This is a genomic window from Amycolatopsis cynarae, assembly GCF_026802195.1.
GTDB classification, from domain to species: domain Bacteria; phylum Actinomycetota; class Actinomycetes; order Mycobacteriales; family Pseudonocardiaceae; genus Amycolatopsis_E; species Amycolatopsis_E rhizosphaerae.
Window position 1 is genome coordinate 1,525,583 of record NZ_CP113836.1, and the last position, 16,783, is coordinate 1,542,365.

The 16,783-nt window shown below is 70.4% G+C and carries 19 protein-coding genes; 9 read left to right on the forward strand and 10 right to left on the reverse strand.

Translation table 11 applies throughout. The features are described 5' to 3' along the window. The first annotated feature begins 12 nt into the window (after nucleotides 1-12). Entirely contained in the window at nucleotides 13-348 is a 336-nt protein-coding gene (locus ORV05_RS07475) for a DUF3099 domain-containing protein (protein WP_268759729.1), read from the forward strand. On the opposite strand, the gene ORV05_RS07480 is transcribed toward ORV05_RS07475, so the two are convergent. From ORV05_RS07480 to ORV05_RS07490, 3 genes are read right to left on the reverse strand one after another with little or no spacing between them, the layout of a single operon-like run. Further along, entirely contained in the window at nucleotides 335-1,216 is an 882-nt protein-coding gene (locus ORV05_RS07480; RefSeq protein WP_268757711.1) for a carbohydrate kinase family protein, read from the reverse strand. The two genes, ORV05_RS07475 and ORV05_RS07480, sit on opposite strands and share 14 nt — an antisense overlap. Further along, entirely contained in the window at nucleotides 1,213-2,124 is a 912-nt protein-coding gene (locus tag ORV05_RS07485; protein WP_268757712.1) for a pseudouridine-5'-phosphate glycosidase, read from the reverse strand. The genes ORV05_RS07480 and ORV05_RS07485 overlap by 4 nt, the downstream gene beginning before the upstream one ends. Before the next feature lie 40 nt (nucleotides 2,125-2,164). Further along, the gene (locus ORV05_RS07490) at nucleotides 2,165-2,548 is read right to left on the reverse strand and encodes a tautomerase family protein (protein WP_268757713.1); all 384 of its coding nucleotides are present in this window, start codon (nucleotides 2,546-2,548) and stop codon (nucleotides 2,165-2,167) included. Nucleotides 2,549-2,622: 74 nt separating this feature from the next. On the opposite strand from ORV05_RS07490, the gene ORV05_RS07495 reads away from it, so the two are divergent. Beyond that, nucleotides 2,623-2,874 (forward strand): DUF3039 domain-containing protein, encoded by a 252-nt coding sequence (locus ORV05_RS07495; protein ID WP_268757714.1) that lies wholly within the window; start codon nucleotides 2,623-2,625, stop codon nucleotides 2,872-2,874. A 96-nt stretch (nucleotides 2,875-2,970) separates the two neighbouring features. On the opposite strand, the gene ORV05_RS07500 is transcribed toward ORV05_RS07495, so the two are convergent. Beyond that, nucleotides 2,971-4,020, reverse strand: coding sequence for a YihY/virulence factor BrkB family protein (locus ORV05_RS07500; RefSeq protein WP_268757715.1), 1,050 nt, complete (start codon nucleotides 4,018-4,020; stop codon nucleotides 2,971-2,973). A gap of 206 nt (nucleotides 4,021-4,226) precedes the next feature. Here ORV05_RS07500 and ORV05_RS07505 point away from each other — a divergent pair, with 206 nt between their 5' ends. Continuing rightward, nucleotides 4,227-6,008: a DEAD/DEAH box helicase gene (locus ORV05_RS07505; RefSeq protein ID WP_407652710.1), complete on the forward strand. Its 1,782-nt coding sequence runs from the start codon at nucleotides 4,227-4,229 to the stop codon at nucleotides 6,006-6,008. Nucleotides 6,009-6,085: 77 nt separating this feature from the next. On the opposite strand, the gene ORV05_RS07510 is transcribed toward ORV05_RS07505, so the two are convergent. Further along, a complete protein-coding gene (locus ORV05_RS07510) occupies nucleotides 6,086-6,265 on the reverse strand; it encodes a DUF7455 domain-containing protein (RefSeq protein ID WP_268757716.1) in 180 nt (59 codons plus the stop codon). Nucleotides 6,266-6,696: 431 nt separating this feature from the next. On the opposite strand from ORV05_RS07510, the gene ORV05_RS07515 reads away from it, so the two are divergent. Continuing rightward, on the forward strand, nucleotides 6,697-8,043 hold the full coding sequence (locus tag ORV05_RS07515; RefSeq protein ID WP_268757717.1) for a type I glutamate--ammonia ligase: 1,347 nt from the start codon (nucleotides 6,697-6,699) through the stop codon (nucleotides 8,041-8,043). Beyond that, complete coding sequence (locus ORV05_RS07520; protein ID WP_268757718.1) at nucleotides 8,043-8,822, forward strand: DUF6885 family protein; 780 nt, start codon at nucleotides 8,043-8,045, stop codon at nucleotides 8,820-8,822. Before ORV05_RS07515 ends, ORV05_RS07520 begins: the two co-directional genes overlap by 1 nt. Here ORV05_RS07520 and ORV05_RS07525 read toward each other — a convergent pair. The 3 genes from ORV05_RS07525 to ppgK all read right to left on the reverse strand — a co-directional run bounded on the left by ORV05_RS07525 (nucleotide 8,785) and on the right by ppgK (nucleotide 12,720). After that, nucleotides 8,785-10,257 carry an amino acid permease gene (locus ORV05_RS07525; RefSeq protein WP_268757719.1) on the reverse strand — a complete coding sequence of 491 codons (1,473 nt, stop codon included), beginning with the start codon at nucleotides 10,255-10,257 and terminating at the stop codon, nucleotides 8,785-8,787. The two genes, ORV05_RS07520 and ORV05_RS07525, sit on opposite strands and share 38 nt — an antisense overlap. 135 nt (nucleotides 10,258-10,392) lie before the next feature. Further along, nucleotides 10,393-11,766 (reverse strand): RNA polymerase sigma factor, encoded by a 1,374-nt coding sequence (locus tag ORV05_RS07530; RefSeq protein ID WP_268757720.1) that lies wholly within the window; start codon nucleotides 11,764-11,766, stop codon nucleotides 10,393-10,395. A 192-nt stretch (nucleotides 11,767-11,958) separates the two neighbouring features. Continuing rightward, nucleotides 11,959-12,720 (reverse strand): polyphosphate--glucose phosphotransferase, encoded by a 762-nt coding sequence (gene ppgK, locus ORV05_RS07535; protein ID WP_268757721.1) that lies wholly within the window; start codon nucleotides 12,718-12,720, stop codon nucleotides 11,959-11,961. 54 nt (nucleotides 12,721-12,774) lie between these two features. Here ppgK and ORV05_RS07540 point away from each other — a divergent pair, with 54 nt between their 5' ends. After that, nucleotides 12,775-13,602 (forward strand): inositol monophosphatase family protein, encoded by an 828-nt coding sequence (locus ORV05_RS07540; protein ID WP_268757722.1) that lies wholly within the window; start codon nucleotides 12,775-12,777, stop codon nucleotides 13,600-13,602. A 54-nt stretch (nucleotides 13,603-13,656) separates the two neighbouring features. On the opposite strand, the gene cei is transcribed toward ORV05_RS07540, so the two are convergent. After that, complete coding sequence (gene cei, locus ORV05_RS07545) at nucleotides 13,657-14,334, reverse strand: envelope integrity protein Cei (RefSeq protein WP_268757723.1); 678 nt, start codon at nucleotides 14,332-14,334, stop codon at nucleotides 13,657-13,659. Between the two features lie 401 nt (nucleotides 14,335-14,735). Here cei and ORV05_RS07550 point away from each other — a divergent pair, with 401 nt between their 5' ends. Next, nucleotides 14,736-15,044 (forward strand): DUF4193 domain-containing protein, encoded by a 309-nt coding sequence (locus ORV05_RS07550; protein ID WP_268757724.1) that lies wholly within the window; start codon nucleotides 14,736-14,738, stop codon nucleotides 15,042-15,044. Between the two features lie 70 nt (nucleotides 15,045-15,114). Here ORV05_RS07550 and ORV05_RS07555 read toward each other — a convergent pair whose 3' ends face one another. Beyond that, on the reverse strand, nucleotides 15,115-15,612 hold the full coding sequence (locus ORV05_RS07555; protein WP_407652711.1) for a DUF3093 domain-containing protein: 498 nt from the start codon (nucleotides 15,610-15,612) through the stop codon (nucleotides 15,115-15,117). Nucleotides 15,613-15,636: 24 nt separating this feature from the next. Here ORV05_RS07555 and dut point away from each other — a divergent pair, with 24 nt between their 5' ends. Continuing rightward, nucleotides 15,637-16,119: a dUTP diphosphatase gene (dut, locus tag ORV05_RS07560; RefSeq protein WP_268757725.1), complete on the forward strand. Its 483-nt coding sequence runs from the start codon at nucleotides 15,637-15,639 to the stop codon at nucleotides 16,117-16,119. Next, nucleotides 16,119-16,772 (forward strand): DUF3710 domain-containing protein, encoded by a 654-nt coding sequence (locus ORV05_RS07565; protein WP_268757726.1) that lies wholly within the window; start codon nucleotides 16,119-16,121, stop codon nucleotides 16,770-16,772. The genes dut and ORV05_RS07565 overlap by 1 nt, the downstream gene beginning before the upstream one ends. Nucleotides 16,773-16,783: the final 11 nt, after the last annotated feature.

The window sequence follows — 16,783 nt, forward strand, 5'->3', positions numbered from 1 at the left end:
TGGACGGCGGAGGTGGTCGTAGTGAGCAGGTCCCCCCGGTCGTCCGGGAAAGAGGCCGAGCCGGTTCTCATCACCGAGGCCGCCCCCTCCTTCGAGGACGAGCACGCCGCCCGCAAGCGCAAGTACGCGCTGATGATGGGCCTGCGTTTCCCGTGCCTGGTGCTCGCCGGTGTCTTCTACCACACCTGGTGGCTGGCACTGCTGTTCGTGGTGCTGTCGGTGCCGTTGCCGTGGGTCGCGGTGCTGATCGCCAACGACCGCCCGCCCCGCAAGGCGGAAAAGGTCAACCACTTCCAGCGTGAGGTCAAGGCGATCGAGCACCGCGAACACCGCGTCATCGACGGCTGAGCCGCTCCGGCTGCGCCCCCGGCACGCTGACCGCCCTCGCACCGAGCCGCACCCCGGCCCGCAGTGCCTCGAGGGGGGATTCCCCGCGCAACCAGGCCGAAAGCAGGCCCGCGTCGAAGGCGTCGCCCGCGCCCGTCGAATCGACGCAGGTCACCGCTTCGGACGGCACGCTCGTGACGCCCTCGCCGTCCACCCAGGCGGCTCCGTCCAGACCCGCCGTCACGGCCACCGCACCGACCGTGTCCAGCAGCCGCCCGGCGCCCGCCGGTTCGGCCGAACCGGTCAGCGCCAGCAACTCGTCGGTGTTGGGTAGCAGGAGGTCGACGCCCCGCACGTCCTCGAGGAAGGCGGCGGGGTCGGTGAGCAGCGCGGCGGCCTGGGGGTCGACCGAGGTGGTCAGGCCCGCCGCGCGGGCGGCGGAGAGAGCGGCGAGCCCGCCCGCCCGCGAGGACGGGTCGAGCAGCACGTAGCCGGACAGGTGCAGGTGCCGCGCCCCGGCAAGGAGAGCGGGGTCGAGGTCACCGGGCGCGAACCGTGCGTTGGCTCCCCGGGCGGCGAGCATGCTGCGCTGCCCCTCGCCATCGACGAGCACCACGACACAGCAGGTGGCGGCCTCGGCATCGACGGTGAAGGCACACCGCACGCCCGCCGCTTCCAGATCCTGCCGCACCCAGTGGCCGCCGGCGTCGTCTCCGATGCGCGTGACGAGGGTGGTGTCCACGCCGGCTTCGGTCAGCCAGCGGGCGGTGTTGGCGCCCGCGCCGCCGCCGGTGAGGCGGACCTCGGCCCGCGAGTCGCCGCCGTGCACCACCTCGTCGTGGCGAGCGACCACGTCGAGCCCGGCGTCGCCGACCACGATCACCCTCATGCCGAGGCCGCCAGAGCCACCGCGATCTCGGCGGCCAGCCGGGCGTTGGACAGCACCAGCGCCTCGTTGGCGTCCAGGCTCGCGCCGCCGCTGGCGGTGTGGAAGTGCTCCAGCAGCACCGGCGTCACGTCCTGCCCGTGCACGCCGCCGGCACGCAGCTTTTCGAGCCCCTCGGCCAGCAGCCGATCGTGCAGCTCCCTGTCCATTTCGGACTCCGCGGGGATCGGGTTGGCCAGCAGCACGCCGGAATCCGCATACCGGCGGTGGGCCGCGACCACGGCGGCCGCCTGGGCCGGATCGTCCACTCGCCACGGCACGGAGTGCCCGGAACCGCGCCGGTAGAAGGCCGGGAACTCGTCGGTCCGATAACCCAGTACCGGCACCGAGTTCGTCTCCAGGACCTCCAGGGTCGCGGCGATGTCGAGCACCGACTTGACACCCGAACACACCACGAGGGTGGGAATCCGGGCCAGCACGCCCAGATCGGCGGAGACGTCCCAGGACTCGCTCGCCCCGAGGTGCACCCCGCCGAGTCCGCCGGTGGCGAACACCCCGATTCCCGCCGCGTGTGCCAGCGCCGAGGTGCTCGCCACCGTGGTGGCGCCGGAGCGGCCAAGGCCGATCGCCGGGCCGAGATCGCGCAGCGACAGCTTGTCCAGGTCCGCACCGGGGGCGCACACGCGCTCCAGCTGGGCGGGGGACAGCCCGACGACGGCCTCGCCGTCGAGCACCGCGATGGTGGCGGGCACCGCGCCCGCGGCGCGGACGGTCTCCTCCAGGCGGCGTGCCACGTCGAGGTTGCGGCCGGGCGGCAGCCCGTGGGAGAGGATGGTGCTTTCGAGCGCGACGACGGGCCTGCCGCTGTTGACGGCGTCGGCGACCTCGCCGGAAGGGGAAACTGGGGTCACAAACGATCATTGTCCCCCAGTCCGGCCCCCTCCGGCGTCCTCAGGGCAGGTACTGGGCCTTCCCCTCACCGAAGGACCAGTCGACCGGCTGGTTCTCGGTGAGCGCGATGAAGACGTCGGCCGGGTCGATGCCGGCACGGTCGCGGGCGAGTTCGGTGATGCGGCGGTAGAGCGCGGTCTTCTGCTGGTAGAGCCGTCCGGCACGCAGGGTGATGGCCACCACGACGAACCCGTCACCGCGCGTGATGCCGAGGTAACCGCGGTCGTACCGCACCTGGCCGGGCTCGTGCCGGGTGATGACCTGGAAGAAGTCGTCCCCGGGCACGTCGATGGTCTCGGTCATCGCCTGGTGCACGGCGTCGCCGAGGGCGGTGAGGGTGTCCTGGTCGTAGCTGTCCGGAGCGTCGATGCGAACGAGAGGCATGCGCACACTGTACATACCAGTAGGTACAACGACCAAGCCTTCGTGTCCGGAGGGTGCTGCGGCATCATGGAGACATGAGCACCATGACGCTGCCCGAGGTCGACACCCGGCCGGAGACCACGGACCAGACCGACAGCGACGAACCGAAGATGTTCCACTACGTGCGCAAGAACAAGATCGCCGAAAGTGCGGTCATGGGCACGCACGTGGTGGCGCTGTGCGGCGAGGTCTTCCCGGTGACGCGCTCGCCCAAGCCCGGCTCGCCGGTCTGCCCGGCCTGCAAGGAGATCTACGAGAGCCTGCAGCCCGGCCCCGGCGCGGAATAGTCCCGGCACTTGCCGGTGGTGCCGTGAGGGGCCCCTCACCGTCGAAACGACCGTGAGGAGTCCCCTCACAGCACCGCGTAACCGGAGGCGACCCGGCTAGGGGGAGTCGTCTGCCGGGGTCTCGTCCTCGCCCTTGCCGCGTGGCCGCCGCAGCGGCGTCGTGGTGCGCTCCCACAGGCTCCGGCCCGCCCCGGCGGCCTCCTCGCGCATCCGCTCCTTCAGCCGTTCCATCTCCAGCCGGCGCCACTTCCGCCGCTGCCGCCGCGTCATCTTCGCCGGCCACAACTCCTGGATCGCGGAGTTGAAGTAGGCGCCGCCCACCACGGCCAGCCCGATGAAGAAGGTGAACAGCAGGAACGCGATCGGGGTGGCCAGCGCGCCATAGGTGTAGCCCGTGCTGGTGATCCAGGTCAGGTAGATGCGCAGGCCCACGCTGGCGAGCAGGAAGATCACCATGGCCAGTGCGGCGCCGGGCAGGCCGCGGTGCCACGGCAGGCGCCGCGGCAGTGCCAGCTTGTACAGCGTGGCCAGCGCCAGCATCAGCAGAAGCGCCACCACCGGGTAGTAGCCGATGCCGATCCAGGTGGACAGCGTCGGACGCCAGGACTGGGGGAAGAAGTCGATCAGCAGGTCCGGGCCGATCGCGATCACCGGCAGGCCGATCACCAGCAGGATCAGGCTGGCCAGGTAGAGCAGCAGCGCGAAGATCCGCTGCCACACCTCGTTGCGCACGCCGTACTGGTCGTGGGCCACGGTGATCGCGTCCACGAACGACGACATCGCCGACGAGCCGGCCCACAGTGAGATCAGGAAGCCGACGGAGACGATCTCGCCCTTCCCGATGTGCAGGATGTCGTCGACGGTCGGTTCGATGATCTGCTTCACCACGTTGCCGGTGAACACCTGACGGCAGAAGCCGATGATCTTGTCGTGGACATCGGCCACGAACCCGGGCCCGAACCAGTCGCCCATGAAACCGAGGCTGCCCAGCAGGCCCAGCAGCAGCGGGGGCAGGGACAGCGTCTGCCAGAACGCCGCTTCCGCCGCCTCCGAGAAGATGTTGCCGTCCCACGCCTTGTCGAGCGTCCGGGCGATCAGGCGCCGTGCCCCCTTGCGGGGCGGCTCGGGCTCGGTCTGGTTGCTCATCGCGAGTTCCAGAATGGTCGATTTTCGCGGATTTGGCCCGTTACACCTGTGGCGTGTTCCACTTGCCCGTGGCGTTGGCGGCCCCGCCGCGAGCCGCCCGGTACTCTTCTCGCTGCACCCTCACCCGCGTCCGGCGTCGCGGCCGGACCACACCGTGGGGGTTTTCGCATGTGGCGTTCCTGTCGGCGAGAGGAGGGGGACCATCCTTGTCGGACACGGCCCAGCGTAGTGGGAATGGACACCGCGTCCGTGAAGTCGGCGAAATCACCGCACCGGAGCCGCAGCACGACGCGACCGCGCGCCCGCTGCGCGCCTGGCAGCGGCGCGCGCTGACGAAGTACCTGACCACCAGGCCTCAGGACTTCCTCGCGGTGGCGACGCCGGGCGCCGGGAAGACCGTGTTCGGCCTGCGCATCGCGGCCGAACTGCTCTCCGACCGCACCATCGAGTCGATCACCATCGTCACGCCCACCGAACACCTCAAGCACCAGTGGGCCGCCTCGGCCGCCACGCAGGGCATCGCGATCGACTCGAACTACCGCAACGGCCAGGGGGCCACCTCCTCGGACTACCAGGGCGTGGCGCTGACCTACGCGCAGGTCGCGGCCCATCCCACGTTGCACAGGGTCCGGACCGAGACCCGCAAGACGCTGGTGATCCTGGACGAGATCCACCACGGCGGGGACGCCAAGTCCTGGGGCGACGCGGTGCGGGAGGCGTTCACCCCGGCGGTCCGCAGGCTCGCGCTGACCGGGACCCCGTTCCGCAGCGACGATTCGCCCATCCCGTTCATCACCTACGAGCCCGACGGTGACGGCGCCCTGCGCAGCAAGCCGGACCACTCCTACGGCTACGCCGACGCGCTCGCCGACGGGGTCGTGCGGCCGGTGGTCTTCCTCGCCTACTCGGGTGAGGCCTCCTGGCGCACCAGCGCGGGTGAGGAGTTCACCGCCCGCCTGGGGGAACCGCTCACGGCCGAGCAGACCGCCCGCGCGTGGCGTACCGCGCTGGACCCGGGCGGCGAGTGGATGCCCGCGGTCCTGCAGGCCGCGGACACCCGGTTGCAGCAGTTGCGCGGCAGCGGCATGCCCGATGCCGGGGGCCTGGTGATCGCCACCGACCAGGAGTCGGCGCGGGCCTACGCGAAGCTGCTGCAGGGGATCACCGGGGAGAACCCGGTGGTCGTGCTCTCCGACGACCCGAAGGCCACCCAGCGCATCGGCGAGTTCGCCGAGTCCGGAGACCGCTGGCTGGTCGCGGTGCGGATGGTGTCGGAGGGGGTGGACGTTCCGCGCCTTGCCGTGGGCGTCTACGCCACCAGTGCCTCCACCCCGCTGTTCTTCGCGCAGGCCATCGGCCGGTTCGTGCGGGCCCGGCGCAAGGGTGAGACCGCGAGCGTGTTCCTGCCCAGCGTGCCGGTGCTGCTGGAGCTGGCCAGCGAGCTGGAGGCCCAGCGCGATCACGTGCTCGGCAAGCCGCACCGGGAAAAGGACGGCTGGGACGACGAACTGCTGGCGCAGGCCAACCGCACCGAGGATGAGCCGGGCGAGGAGGAGAAGTCGTTCACCTCGCTGGGCGCCTCGGCCGAGCTGGACCAGGTGATCTTCGACGGCAACTCGTTCGGGACCGCGGTGTTCTCCGGCAGCGAGGAGGAACAGGAGTACCTGGGCCTGCCGGGGCTGCTCGAACCCGACCAGGTGCGGGCGCTGCTGCGCAAGCGGCAGGAAGAGCAGCTGGCCGACGCGAAGCGCCGCAAACCGGCCAAGGAGGAGCCGGCGCAGGCGCCCCGGCGGCCGCAGTCGGTGTCCGAACGCATCGCCTCCCTGCGCAAGGAGCTCAACGCCCTGGTCGGGGTGTACCACCACCGGACGAAGAAGCCCCACGGCGCGATCCACAGCGAACTGCGGCGGGTCTGCGGTGGCCCGCCGACCGCGATGGCCTCGGTGGAGCAGTTGGAGGAGCGGATCGTCACCCTGCGTTCCTGGTAGCCGACCTGGAACCGGCCGGGAACACGGAAAGGGCGGGCGCCCCGTGAGCGCCCGCCCTCTCGCTGGTCTTGGAGTCCCTAGCGCTGGATCTCCGCCGCCATCTCCTTGAGCTTCGGCTCGTACTCGCGGGCGTGGTGGCCGCAGAAGAGCAACTCACCGCCGTTGGCGAGAATCGCTCGTACCTGAGCTGCGGCGCCGCAGCGGTCGCAACGGTCGGCAGCGGTCAGTTCGGGGCGGGTGAGCGTGGGTGATGTCATGGGGGTCTCCCTCCGTCCCGGCATCGGTGCCCCGATGCCTATCCAGCGCGATCACTTCGGCACTGATGCCGGGGCGGGTGCCACCGGCTCCGGGGTGGTCGTTGCTTCCACTCTTGCAGACGCTGAGCAGGTCGCAAGTGTTCCCGTCATGGTGGGACCTCCGTCACGCCGAATTACCCCGGATGTCGTAGAGCCTTTCCCGCCATCCGGACAGTGAAACCTTCACGAAACGTCCAGACCATGCGTTTTTCCTGGTCAGATGCGGGTTTTGGGGAAGCGTCCCGCGGCTCAAACCACCGGAACGGGCCTTTGCCGACGGCGGTCGCGCCGCCCCCTGTTCGTTCTGAGCGTAATCGCCCGATTGCCGAAAACGGCTGAGATCGGCTCCGGAGGGGATTTCAACCCCTGTGACTCGTGAGACACTTCACACCATGACCAAGGCAGCGTCGGCGGCCGCGAAGGATCTGGCTGTGGCCGGGATCACCGGCGTCCAGCTCGCCTGGGCGGACAACAACGGCATCCCGCGCTCCCGCGTCGTGCCGATCGCGGGACTGGCCGACGCCGCCGCGCGAGGGGTCGGCGCCACAGCGCTGTTCGCCGTCTTCGACACCCACGACGAGATCACCTTCGCCCACCCGGATCTCGGCACCCCCTCCGGTGACATCCGGGTGGTACCTGTGCTCGAACGACTGAGGCGGCTGTCACGACAGCCCTCGCTCGCCTGGGCACCCGGGCGCCAGATCACCGCGGACGGGCGGCCGTGGCCGTATTGCCAGCGCACAGTGCTGCAGCGACAGGTCGAGACCGCCAAGGCGCGGGGTTTCACGCTGAAGGCCGGATACGAGCTGGAGTTCGCGGTCGCGCCGGCGGGCAGCCCGGACATCGTTTCCGCGCCCGGGCACCCCGGCCCCGCCTACAGCCCGCACGGCCTGCTCGAACTCGACGAGTTCGTCGCGGCTCTCCTGCACGACTTCGACGCCAACGGGCTGCCGCTGAACCAGCTGCACGCCGAGTACGGCCCGGCCCAGCTCGAACTGTCGCTGCGGGCCACCGATCCGCTCTCGGCCGCCGACGACCAGCTGCTGGCCCGGCAGACCATCCACGCCGCGGCCAGGGCACACGGGCTGAAGGTCAGTTTCGCGCCGGTCATCAGCGAGGGTGCGGTGGGGAACGGCTGGCACCTGCACACCTCTCTGTGGCGCGGCGACCGGAACCTCCTCGCCGGGGTGCCGGACTCCGAAGGGGCGGGCTACCTCGCCGGGCTCCTGCGGGATCTGCCCGCACTCACCGCGATCACCGCGCCGAGCGTGCCCTCGACGATGCGGCTGCGGCCCGGTTTCTTCGCCAGCGCCTACGGATTCTGGGGCGTGGAGAACCGCGAGGCACCGCTGCGGTACGTGCCCGCGACCGAGCTGCTGGGTGAGAGCAACGCCAACGTCGAGCTCAAACCCTCGGACGCGTCCGCCAACCCCTACCTGGCGCTGGCGGCGGTGCTCGCCGCGGGCGTCGCCGGGATGGTCGACGGGCTGCGGCTGCCCGAACCCATCGCGGCGGACCCGGGCACGTGGACCGAGGAGCAGCGCGCGGCGCGGGGGGTGGTCCGCCTGCCCAGCACACCCGCCGAGCAGGACGCGGCCCTGGTCGCGTCGCCCCGGATTCGCGAGGTGCTGGGTGAGGAGCTGCTCGGCGCTTTCCGGGCGGTGCGCAAGGCCGACCTCGACTGGGCGGCCGAACGCGAACCGGACGAAATCGTCGCGGCACACCTTTGGCGGTACTAGTGCTCCTGCTGCGACGGTCCCGCTGGTTTCCCGGCGCCGAAGCGCTGGTCGCCGAGGCGCGTGCGGAGATGCCCCAGAAGAACGATCTCTGCGGGGCCTTCGCCGCGCTGGTTTCCGTGCGAGCGTACGGAATTCCGGTGCTGGATCAGGACGAGGCCGCGGTGGCGGCCGGGGTGCGGCTGGCGGCCGATCCGGCGGCCGGGCTGCCACCGGGGGAGAAGGGCCGCGACGACTACCGCGTCGCGCTTCCCCGAGCCGGTGAGGCCGCCGAGGCCGGGGCCTCGGCAGGCGGGGTCGCCCGCGCCGTGGAGATCCTCTCCTCGGGCCGGCTGAAGGCGGTCCCGGCCTCGGGGGACTGGAAGGTCCCCGGGCTGCACCGGCTGCTCCAGGGATGCCACCAGCTGCCGTGGGTGGCTTTGGTGGCCAATGTGGACACCGGCGAGTTCGGCGCGCACGACACACCCGAGCGCGCGTTGACGGACTACCTCGAAGGCGGCCTGCCGCCGATGTGGAATTCCCGTTGGCGCACCGGGCATTTCGTGCTGCTGGCCGGCACCCTGCACGGCCCCGGCGGCACTTTGGTGTCCGTTGTGGACACTTATCCCGGACTGGGGGACCGCGGAGTGCACTTCCAGCCGCTGGGCAGGCTCGCCGAGGCGCTGCGCCGGGAACGGCTGTCCACCCCCGGCGGCCTGCTGCTCGTGGTCCGGGAGGCCGACGAACCGGCCGCGGCGGAACTGGTCACCGCGGCCGGCCTGTCCGTCGCGTACTGGCCGTGACCCGCTCGGCCAGACGGGAGTGCCGGCGGCCGTAGGCGAAGTAGATCACCAGGCCGAGGACGAGCCAGACGGCGAACCGGATCCAGGTCAGCACGCTCAGGTTGAGTGTGAGGTAGAAACAGGCCAGCGCGGCCAGGATCGGGACCACCGGGGAGAACGGCACCCTGAACGGCCGGTGCAGGTCGGGGCGCCGCTTCCGCAGCACCGGGACCGCCACCGCCACGATGATCATCGCCGACAGCGCGCCGATGCTGACCATGTCGGACAGTTCGGTGATCGGAACGAACGCGGCCAGCACGGCGATCAGCACCGCCCCGCCGATCGTCATCAGATGCGGGGTGCCCCAGCGTGGATGTGTGCGGCCCAGCGCGTCGGGCAGCAGCCCGTCCCGGCCCATCGCGAACCCGATGCGCCCGATGGTGACCAGTTCGACCAGCATGACCGAGGTCAGGCCGGTGACCGCGCCGAGCGAGATCAGCGCGCCGATCCAGTGCATGCCCACCGACTCGAAGGCCGAGGCCAGCGGCGCCCCGGTGTCGATCCGGGTGTAGGGCACCATGCCGGTCAGCACGAACGAGACCCCGATGTAGAGCAGCGCGCACACGCCCAGCGCGCCCAGGAGGCCGACCCGCAGGTCCTTCTGGGGGTTGCGGGTTTCCTCGCCGAGGTTGGCCAGCGCTTCGAAACCGGTGTAGGCGAAGAAGACGATCGCCGCGGCGCTGAGCACCCCGGCCATTCCGTAGACCGACTGGGCCAGCCCCAGCCCGGCCTGCGCCACCGGCTGGTGCAGCACACCGCCGGCGCCGGGCGCGGGCTGTGCGGGCGGGATGAACGGGGTCAGGTTCGCGCCCCTGACGAAGAAGACGCCGACCACCAGGATCAGCACGCAGACCGCGACCTTCACGATGACCAGCACGTTCGTCGCCCAGGCCGATTCCCGGATGCCGGCCACCGCGACCGCCGTGAGCACCGCGATGATCAGCACCGCGCCCACGTTCACCGTCGCTTCCTCCCCGAACCAGGAGGAGGGCAGGCCCAGCAGGTTCGCCAGATACCCCGACCAGCCGCGTGACACCACCGCCGTGCCGAGGGCGAACTCCAGCAGCAGATCCCAGCCGATGATCCAGGCGAAGGGTTCGCCCAGGGTCGCGAAGGCATAGGTGTAGGCACTGCCCGCGGTCGGCACGCTGGAGGCGAGTTCGGCATAGCACACGGCCGCGAGCCCGGCGACGATCGCGCCGATCACGAACGACAGGGTGACCGCCGGACCGGCGTGCGTCTTCGCCTCCACCCCGGCCAGGGTGAAGATCCCGGTGCCGATGATGACGCCGACGCCGAACCCGATCAGGTCCCGGCCCCGCAGATGGCGTCGCAGTTCCCCGGATTCCTGACGCGCGAGGATGTCGTCGACGTCAAGGGTGCGCCTTTTTCCCATTCACCTCACGGTAGAAGAGCGCCCCGGGGTCCGCACGGTAGCGGGCGGCGAAGCGGTGACGGCGAGGGAGGAGCGAAAAGGCCGCCACGCGGGAGGCATGGCGGCCTTTTCCGTCTCTGGGACGTGCCGGACTGCTCAGTCCAGGTAGTCGCGCAGCACCTGCGAACGCGACGGGTGACGCAGCTTGGACATCGTCTTCGACTCGATCTGGCGGATCCGTTCGCGGGTCACGCCGTAGACCTGGCCGATCTCGTCCAGGGTGCGCGGCTGGCCGTCGGTGAGGCCGAAGCGCAGCCGCACCACCCCCGCCTCCCGTTCGGACAGCGTCTGCAGCACGGACTGCAACTGGTCCTGCAGGAGCGTGAACGAGACGGCGTCGACCGCTACCACGGCTTCGCTGTCCTCGATGAAGTCACCGAGCTGCGAGTCGCCCTCGTCGCCGATGGTCTGGTCGAGCGAGATGGGCTCCCGGGCGTACTGCTGGATCTCCAGCACCTTCTCCGGCGATATGTCCATCTCCTTGGCCAGCTCTTCCGGGGTGGGCTCGCGCCCGAGGTCCTGGAGCAGCTCGCGCTGGATCCGGCCCAGCTTGTTGATCACTTCGACCATGTGCACCGGGATACGGATGGTGCGGGCCTGGTCGGCCATCGCCCTGGTGATGGCCTGCCGGATCCACCACGTGGCATACGTGGAGAACTTGTAGCCCTTGGTGTAGTCGAACTTCTCGACGGCGCGGATCAGACCGAGGTTGCCCTCCTGGATGAGGTCCAGGAACGCCATCCCGCGGCCGGTGTAGCGCTTGGCGAGCGAGACGACCAGCCGGAGGTTCGCCTCCAGCAGGTGGTTCTTGGCACGCTCGCCGTCGCGCACGATCCATTTCAGGTCACGGCGCATCTGGGTGGGGAGCTTCTCGCCCTCCTCCTCGGCGATGCGGACGCGTTCGGCGGCGTAGAGCCCGGCCTCGATGCGCTTGGCGAGCTCCACCTCCTCCTCGGCGTTGAGCAGCGCGACCTTGCCGATCTGCTTCAGGTAGGCCCGGACCGAGTCGGCCGAGGCGGTCAGCTCGGCATCCTTGCGGGCCTGCCGCAGCGCCTCCGACTCCTCTTCGTCCCAGACGAAGTCGGGGTCGTTCGAGGACTTCGCCCGCGAACTGCGTTCGCTGCGCGGGGCCTCCGCCTCTTCTTCGTCGTCGTCTTCGTCGTCGGACTCTTCGCCGGCGCTGGAGTCGTCGACGTCGACCTCGACCTCTTCCAGGTCGGCGAGGTCGGCGTCCAGATCGACGTCTTCCAGGTCCTCGCCGCCGGGACCGTCAGGCTCGCCGTCTTCGGTCTTGGGTGCAGCCTTGCTCCGGGTACGGGGCTTGGCCGGACCCTTCTTTGCGGTCGTCTTGCGGGCGGCCGGCTTCTTGGCGGCGCTCTTTTGCTCGGTGGCGGCGGCCTCAACGCCTGCGTCGGGTTCCGCGCTCGTTGTCTTCGTGCCGCTTCGGGTAGCGGTTTTTGCGGCTGCCACGTACGCCCTTTCGCAGCGGTCGATCACGGCGAGCCGGGTCGGTGGAACCCGGTTGCCTCAGATTCGGGGAACGTCCCGCGGCCTGCGGTTTTGCTTTCCGCGACCGTGGGCCGTGTTCCATTGTAACGACGATACGCCGAAGCGTTGCGGGCGATCATCGATCCCCTGCCGGAACCGGCCGGTACTTCAAGATCAATGATGGAGGCCTTCCGCCGCGGCAGCCGCCACTCCGACGATCCCGGCGTTGTTCTGCAGGGACGCCACCGTGACCGGCGTGCGGATGTCGAGCAGGGGAACCCACTTGTCCGCCTTCTTGCTGACCCCGCCGCCGACGATGAACAGATCCGGCCAGATCAGGTTCTCCAACACGGTCAGGTAACGGTTTACCCGCTTCGCCCAATGTGGGTAGGAAAGCCCCTCGTTGTCCTTCACCGAAGCGGCCGCGCGCTTCTCGGCGTCGTGGCCGTCGACCTCGACGTGGCCGAACTCGGTGTTGGGGACCAGCTTGCCGTCCTGGAACAGCGCGCTGCCGATCCCGGTGCCGAAGGTGAGCAGGGTGGTCACGCCCCGGCCGGCGGCGGGGTCGCCGTAGCGGATCTCGGCCAGGCCGGCGGCATCGGCGTCGTTGAGCATGACGACGTCCTCGACGCGCAGGCCGAGGCGCTTGGCGAACAGCGCGTCCGCGTCGGTGCCGATCCAGCTGGGGTCGATGTTGGCCGCGGTGAGGGCGACGCCCTTCTTGATGACCGAGGGCAGTGTGATGCCCACCGGCCCGTCCCAGCCGAAGTGGGCGACCACCTGGGCCACCACCTCGGCGATCGCCTCAGGGGTGGCGGGCCGGGGCGTGTCGATGCGGAGGCGGTCGCCAATGAGCGCGCCCTTTTCCAGGTCGACAAGGGCGCCCTTGATACCGCTGCCGCCGATGTCGATACCGAAACCGCGGGTCGCCGTCATTGGCGTGATCCCTTCCTTCTCGATTCAGAAGCCTGTCCACGAGACTTTATCCGCATGTGGTCACATGGTGGAGTGGGAGCCTTCGAGACTGAGTTGAAAGACACCGCCGTGGCGGTCGCCGGGGAGGCGGCCGCCCTCGTGCGCCAGGCCCGTACCGCCATGTTGGCAGGTGAAACGGTGTCGTTCGACACCAAGTCCACCGACACGGACGTGGTGACCGCCGTGGACCGCGCCTCCGAGCGGCTGATCCGCGAGCGGCTGGCCGTCCTGCGGCCCGGGGAGGAGATCCTCGGCGAGGAGGAGGGCGGTGCCGCGGGGGAGGGGGTGACGTGGGTGGTCGACCCGATCGACGGCACGGTCAACTTCCTTTACGGCTCACCGGCTTTCGCGGTGTCGGTGGCCGCGCAGATCGACGGGGTCTCGGTCGCCGGGGCGGTCGTGGAGCCGGTCGACGGCCGCTGCTGGAGCGCGGTGCGCGGTCAGGGCGCGTGGCTCGACGGGCACCCGCTGCGCGTCTCGTCGGCGGACCGGCTCGGCCTCACCCTCGTCGCCACGGGTTTCTCCTATGGGGCCGAGCGCCGCGAACGCCAGGCCCGGATGGTCGCGAACCTGCTCGGGCACGTCCGGGACATCCGGCGGCCGGGCGCGGCGTCGCTGGACCTGTGCGCCGTCGCGGCGGGCTGGACGGACGCGTACTTCGAGCACGGGCTGCACCGCTGGGACTGGGCCGCCGGTGCGCTGGTCGCGGCCGAGGCCGGTGCCACGGTCAGCCTGCCCGGGGAGGACCCCGGCCTGGGCACCGACGCGACCTTCGCCGCCGCACCCGGCATCGCGGGCCCGCTGCGCGACGTCCTCGTCGCCTCCGGCGCCCAGGACGTCTAGCTGCCCGCCACGCCCGCGAAGGACTTCGGCCCCGTCACAGCCGTGTCGCGGAGCTCAGCAGGCGACGTTGCGGGCGGCGGCGAGCAGGGCCGGGTCCAGCACCGGCGAGCCCGGGGCGGACTGCTCGTTGCCGTTGGAATGCTGCGTGGACCAGGTCTGCAACTGCTGCAGGATCTGGCGCGCCTGCTGGGTGGGCCGGATGTCGCCGAAGGTGCCGCCGATGGACAGGTCCACCGAGGCGTCGGCCCGGGTGTCCTTGACCAGTTCGACGCACGGCAGCACGAGGCTGAGCGTGCGGGCCGCGGACACGCCGTTGTCGCCGAAGCGGATCTGGCCGCGGCACTTGGCCGCGGTGTCCTTCGGGTAGTACGGGTCGTTCTCCGGCTGTGCGATCTGTGTGAAGCCGAGCTCGCGCAGACCCTCCGTGGTGATCGCGGCCTGGCCGCGCAACTGGCTCGCGTTGAGCACCTTGACCGCGACCTTGTCCGGCGGGACCGGCGCGATGTCGTCGAGCGCGGAGTGGCTCAGTGAGGTGAAGGTCATGCCCTGGGCGGGGGTCGGTCCCGGATCGCAGCGCAGCACCGCGTCGATGTCCGCCCGGCTGGTGATCGCCCGCACCCAGATCACCATCGCGACCAGGCCGAGTACCCCGATGAAGATCACTGCGGGTAGTGGACGACGTCTGCGATAGCCCCGCTTCTTGCGGTTGCCCAGCCCGATCCCCGACGCCACCAGCCCGACATCCTTCCCGACTCCGCCGACCGTCCCCGCTGCCTGGACCGTCGCACCTGATCAGCGTAAGCGTTACAGTGCACCAACGCCGAAACCGCCTCTCGAGTGGGTCTGACTAGGCGGTTCACCTGGGATTTTCCCCCTCGGATCTCCCCCTCGGGGGTGAGGTCGGCGCGCCGTGGTCTAACCCGTTGCAGCTCCGGGTATGAGGTGAGCTACCCTCTGCGGGCTCCAGCCGTAGATCAGGGTCCCCACACCACTCGCCGAAGAGAGACCCGCCTCACTACGGCGCCGGGCACAAACAGGGGCGCTGGAACGTTGTCCAGCGGCACGAAGGGCGCGCGGAGGTGTATCGCGAGCCTGGAGAATCAACATCGAAGCTATCGCAGGGGTGAAGGACAATGGCGACCGACTACGACGCTCCGCGCCGCAGCGAGGCCGACGAGCTGGCCGAAGACTCGTTGGAGGAGCTGAAGGCCAGGCGGAACGAGAACCAGTCCGGGGTTGTGGACGTCGACGAGGACGCGTCCGCGGAGAACTTCGAACTCCCAGGTGCGGATCTGTCGGGACTCTCGGGTGAAGACCTGACCGTCAAGGTGGTGCCGAAGCAGGCGGACGAGTTCACCTGCTCCGTGTGCTTCCTGGTGCATCACCGCAGTCGTCTGGCCGAGGAGAACAACGGCCAGATGATCTGCCGCGACTGTGCGTGAACCAGGCCGAAGTCCGGTACGAGGAACGTCGCGAGGGCGCGCTCACGGGCGACCGTGAGTGCGGCCTGGGCTAGGCCTTCCGCAGCAGGGCGGCCACGGCCTCGGGCTTGCGGGTGCTGAACACCCAGTACGGGGTCGGATCGTCCGGGTCGGTGAGGTGCACCCGCACCACCGGGCCGACCCAGCCGCGGTGGACGACGAAGGCGGCAGGGTCGAGTTCGGGTCCGAGCGCCTTGCGCTTGCGGTCGCGGCCGATGACCTCGGCCTCGCCCGCGAACCGCAGCGGCAGGCGGGCCTTGCCCACGCGCAACTCGGTCTCGGTGACCTCGACCTTGGTCCGGCTCATCGAGATCAGCCAGGCGATCATCAGGGGGAGCAGCACCACATAGGGCAGCCAGGCCCGCACGCCCGGGTATCCCATGTGGACTTCGGCGGCCAGCAGCACCGCCGCGAGCAGCGGCAGCGGCCAGCCCCACCAAGGTACGTAAAGCCGCTCCGCGTGCAGCGTGCGGTCGGCACCGCGGTCCTGGTTCACCGGCGCACCGGCCGTACTTGCGCTCTCACCCACGCCTTCAGGGTAGTCTCGCCGCCCGTGCCCTCCGTGCAGGTCCTGCTTACCCGTCTCGATCCGGATGTTCCCGTGCCCGGTTACGCCCGGCCCGGCGACGCCGGTGCCGATCTCGTGACCACCAGCGACGTGGAACTCGCGCCGGGGGAGCGGGCCGTGGTCGGCACGGGGATCGCGATCGCGTTGCCGGAGGGGTACGCGGGTTTCGTGCATCCGCGGTCCGGGCTGGCGGCGCGGGTGGGCCTGTCGGTGGTCAACACGCCGGGCACGATCGACTCCGGCTATCGCGGGGAGATCCGGATCTGCCTGATCAACCACGATCCCCGTACGCCGATCCGGTTGTCGCGGGGCGACCGGATCGCGCAGCTGATCGTGCAGCGGGTGGAGACCGCCGAGTTCGTGGAGGTGGCCGGCCTCGCGCCATCCGAGCGCGGGGAGGGCGGTTACGGGTCCACGGGCGGTCATGCCACGCTGGACGGTGTGACGGGGGAAGGAGCGAGGAAGTAGTGGGCATTTTCGGACGCAAGCGGCGGTCGGGTGGCCGGCACGCGATGCCGGAGCGGGCCGCGGTCGCCGAGGCGGAGGACGACTACGAGGAGCCGGCACCGGCGGTGACCGAGGGGCCGTTCGACGTCGCCGACGCGCCCGAGGACGGGATCCCGCGCATCGATCTGGGCTCGGTGCGGGTCCCGGTTCCGGATGGTTCGCAGGTGCAGGTCGAGATGGACCCGGCGGCGGGCGGTGTCCGTGCCGTGCACGTGGTGACCCCGCACGGTCAGGTCACGGTGAGCGCCTATGCCGCGCCGAAGTCCGGTGGGCTGTGGGCCGAGGTCGGCGACGAGCTGACCGCACAGCTGCGCGCCGACGGCGCGAAGGTCTCGCCCGGAGAAGGGGAATGGGGTTTCGAGCTGTCGGCCCTCATCGGTGATGTGGCGCTGCGCTTCGTCGGGGTGGACGGTCCCCGCTGGATGCTGCGCGGGGTGATCGCGGGTCCGCAATCGCTGGCCGCGGACGCGCCCGCGACCCTGCGGGAGATCGTGCGGGGCACCGTGGTGGTGCGCGGGGACGCGCCGATGCCGGTGCGCACGCCGTTGCCGATCACGCTGCCCGAGGCGGTCGCGCAGCACATCGCGGAGCAGCAGGCCCAGCAGCAGGCCTGAATTATTCGCTG

What these genes read in the sequence shown, in the direction of transcription:
- ORV05_RS07480 (WP_268757711.1), bottom strand. Translation starts at nt 1,216, where the DNA reads ATGAGGGTGATCGTGGTCGGCGACGCCGGGCTCGACGTGGTCGCTCGC.
- ORV05_RS07490 (WP_268757713.1), bottom strand. Translation starts at nt 2,548, where the DNA reads ATGCCTCTCGTTCGCATCGACGCTCCGGACAGCTACGACCAGGACACC.
- ORV05_RS07495 (WP_268757714.1), top strand. Translation starts at nt 2,623, where the DNA reads ATGAGCACCATGACGCTGCCCGAGGTCGACACCCGGCCGGAGACCACG.
- ORV05_RS07500 (WP_268757715.1), bottom strand. Translation starts at nt 4,020, where the DNA reads ATGAGCAACCAGACCGAGCCCGAGCCGCCCCGCAAGGGGGCACGGCGC.
- ORV05_RS07510 (WP_268757716.1), bottom strand. Translation starts at nt 6,265, where the DNA reads ATGACATCACCCACGCTCACCCGCCCCGAACTGACCGCTGCCGACCGT.
- ORV05_RS07515 (WP_268757717.1), top strand. Translation starts at nt 6,697, where the DNA reads ATGACCAAGGCAGCGTCGGCGGCCGCGAAGGATCTGGCTGTGGCCGGG.
- ORV05_RS07525 (WP_268757719.1), bottom strand. Translation starts at nt 10,257, where the DNA reads ATGGGAAAAAGGCGCACCCTTGACGTCGACGACATCCTCGCGCGTCAG.
- ppgK (WP_268757721.1), bottom strand. Translation starts at nt 12,720, where the DNA reads ATGACGGCGACCCGCGGTTTCGGTATCGACATCGGCGGCAGCGGTATC.
- ORV05_RS07540 (WP_268757722.1), top strand. Translation starts at nt 12,775, where the DNA reads ATGTGGTCACATGGTGGAGTGGGAGCCTTCGAGACTGAGTTGAAAGAC.
- ORV05_RS07550 (WP_268757724.1), top strand. Translation starts at nt 14,736, where the DNA reads ATGGCGACCGACTACGACGCTCCGCGCCGCAGCGAGGCCGACGAGCTG.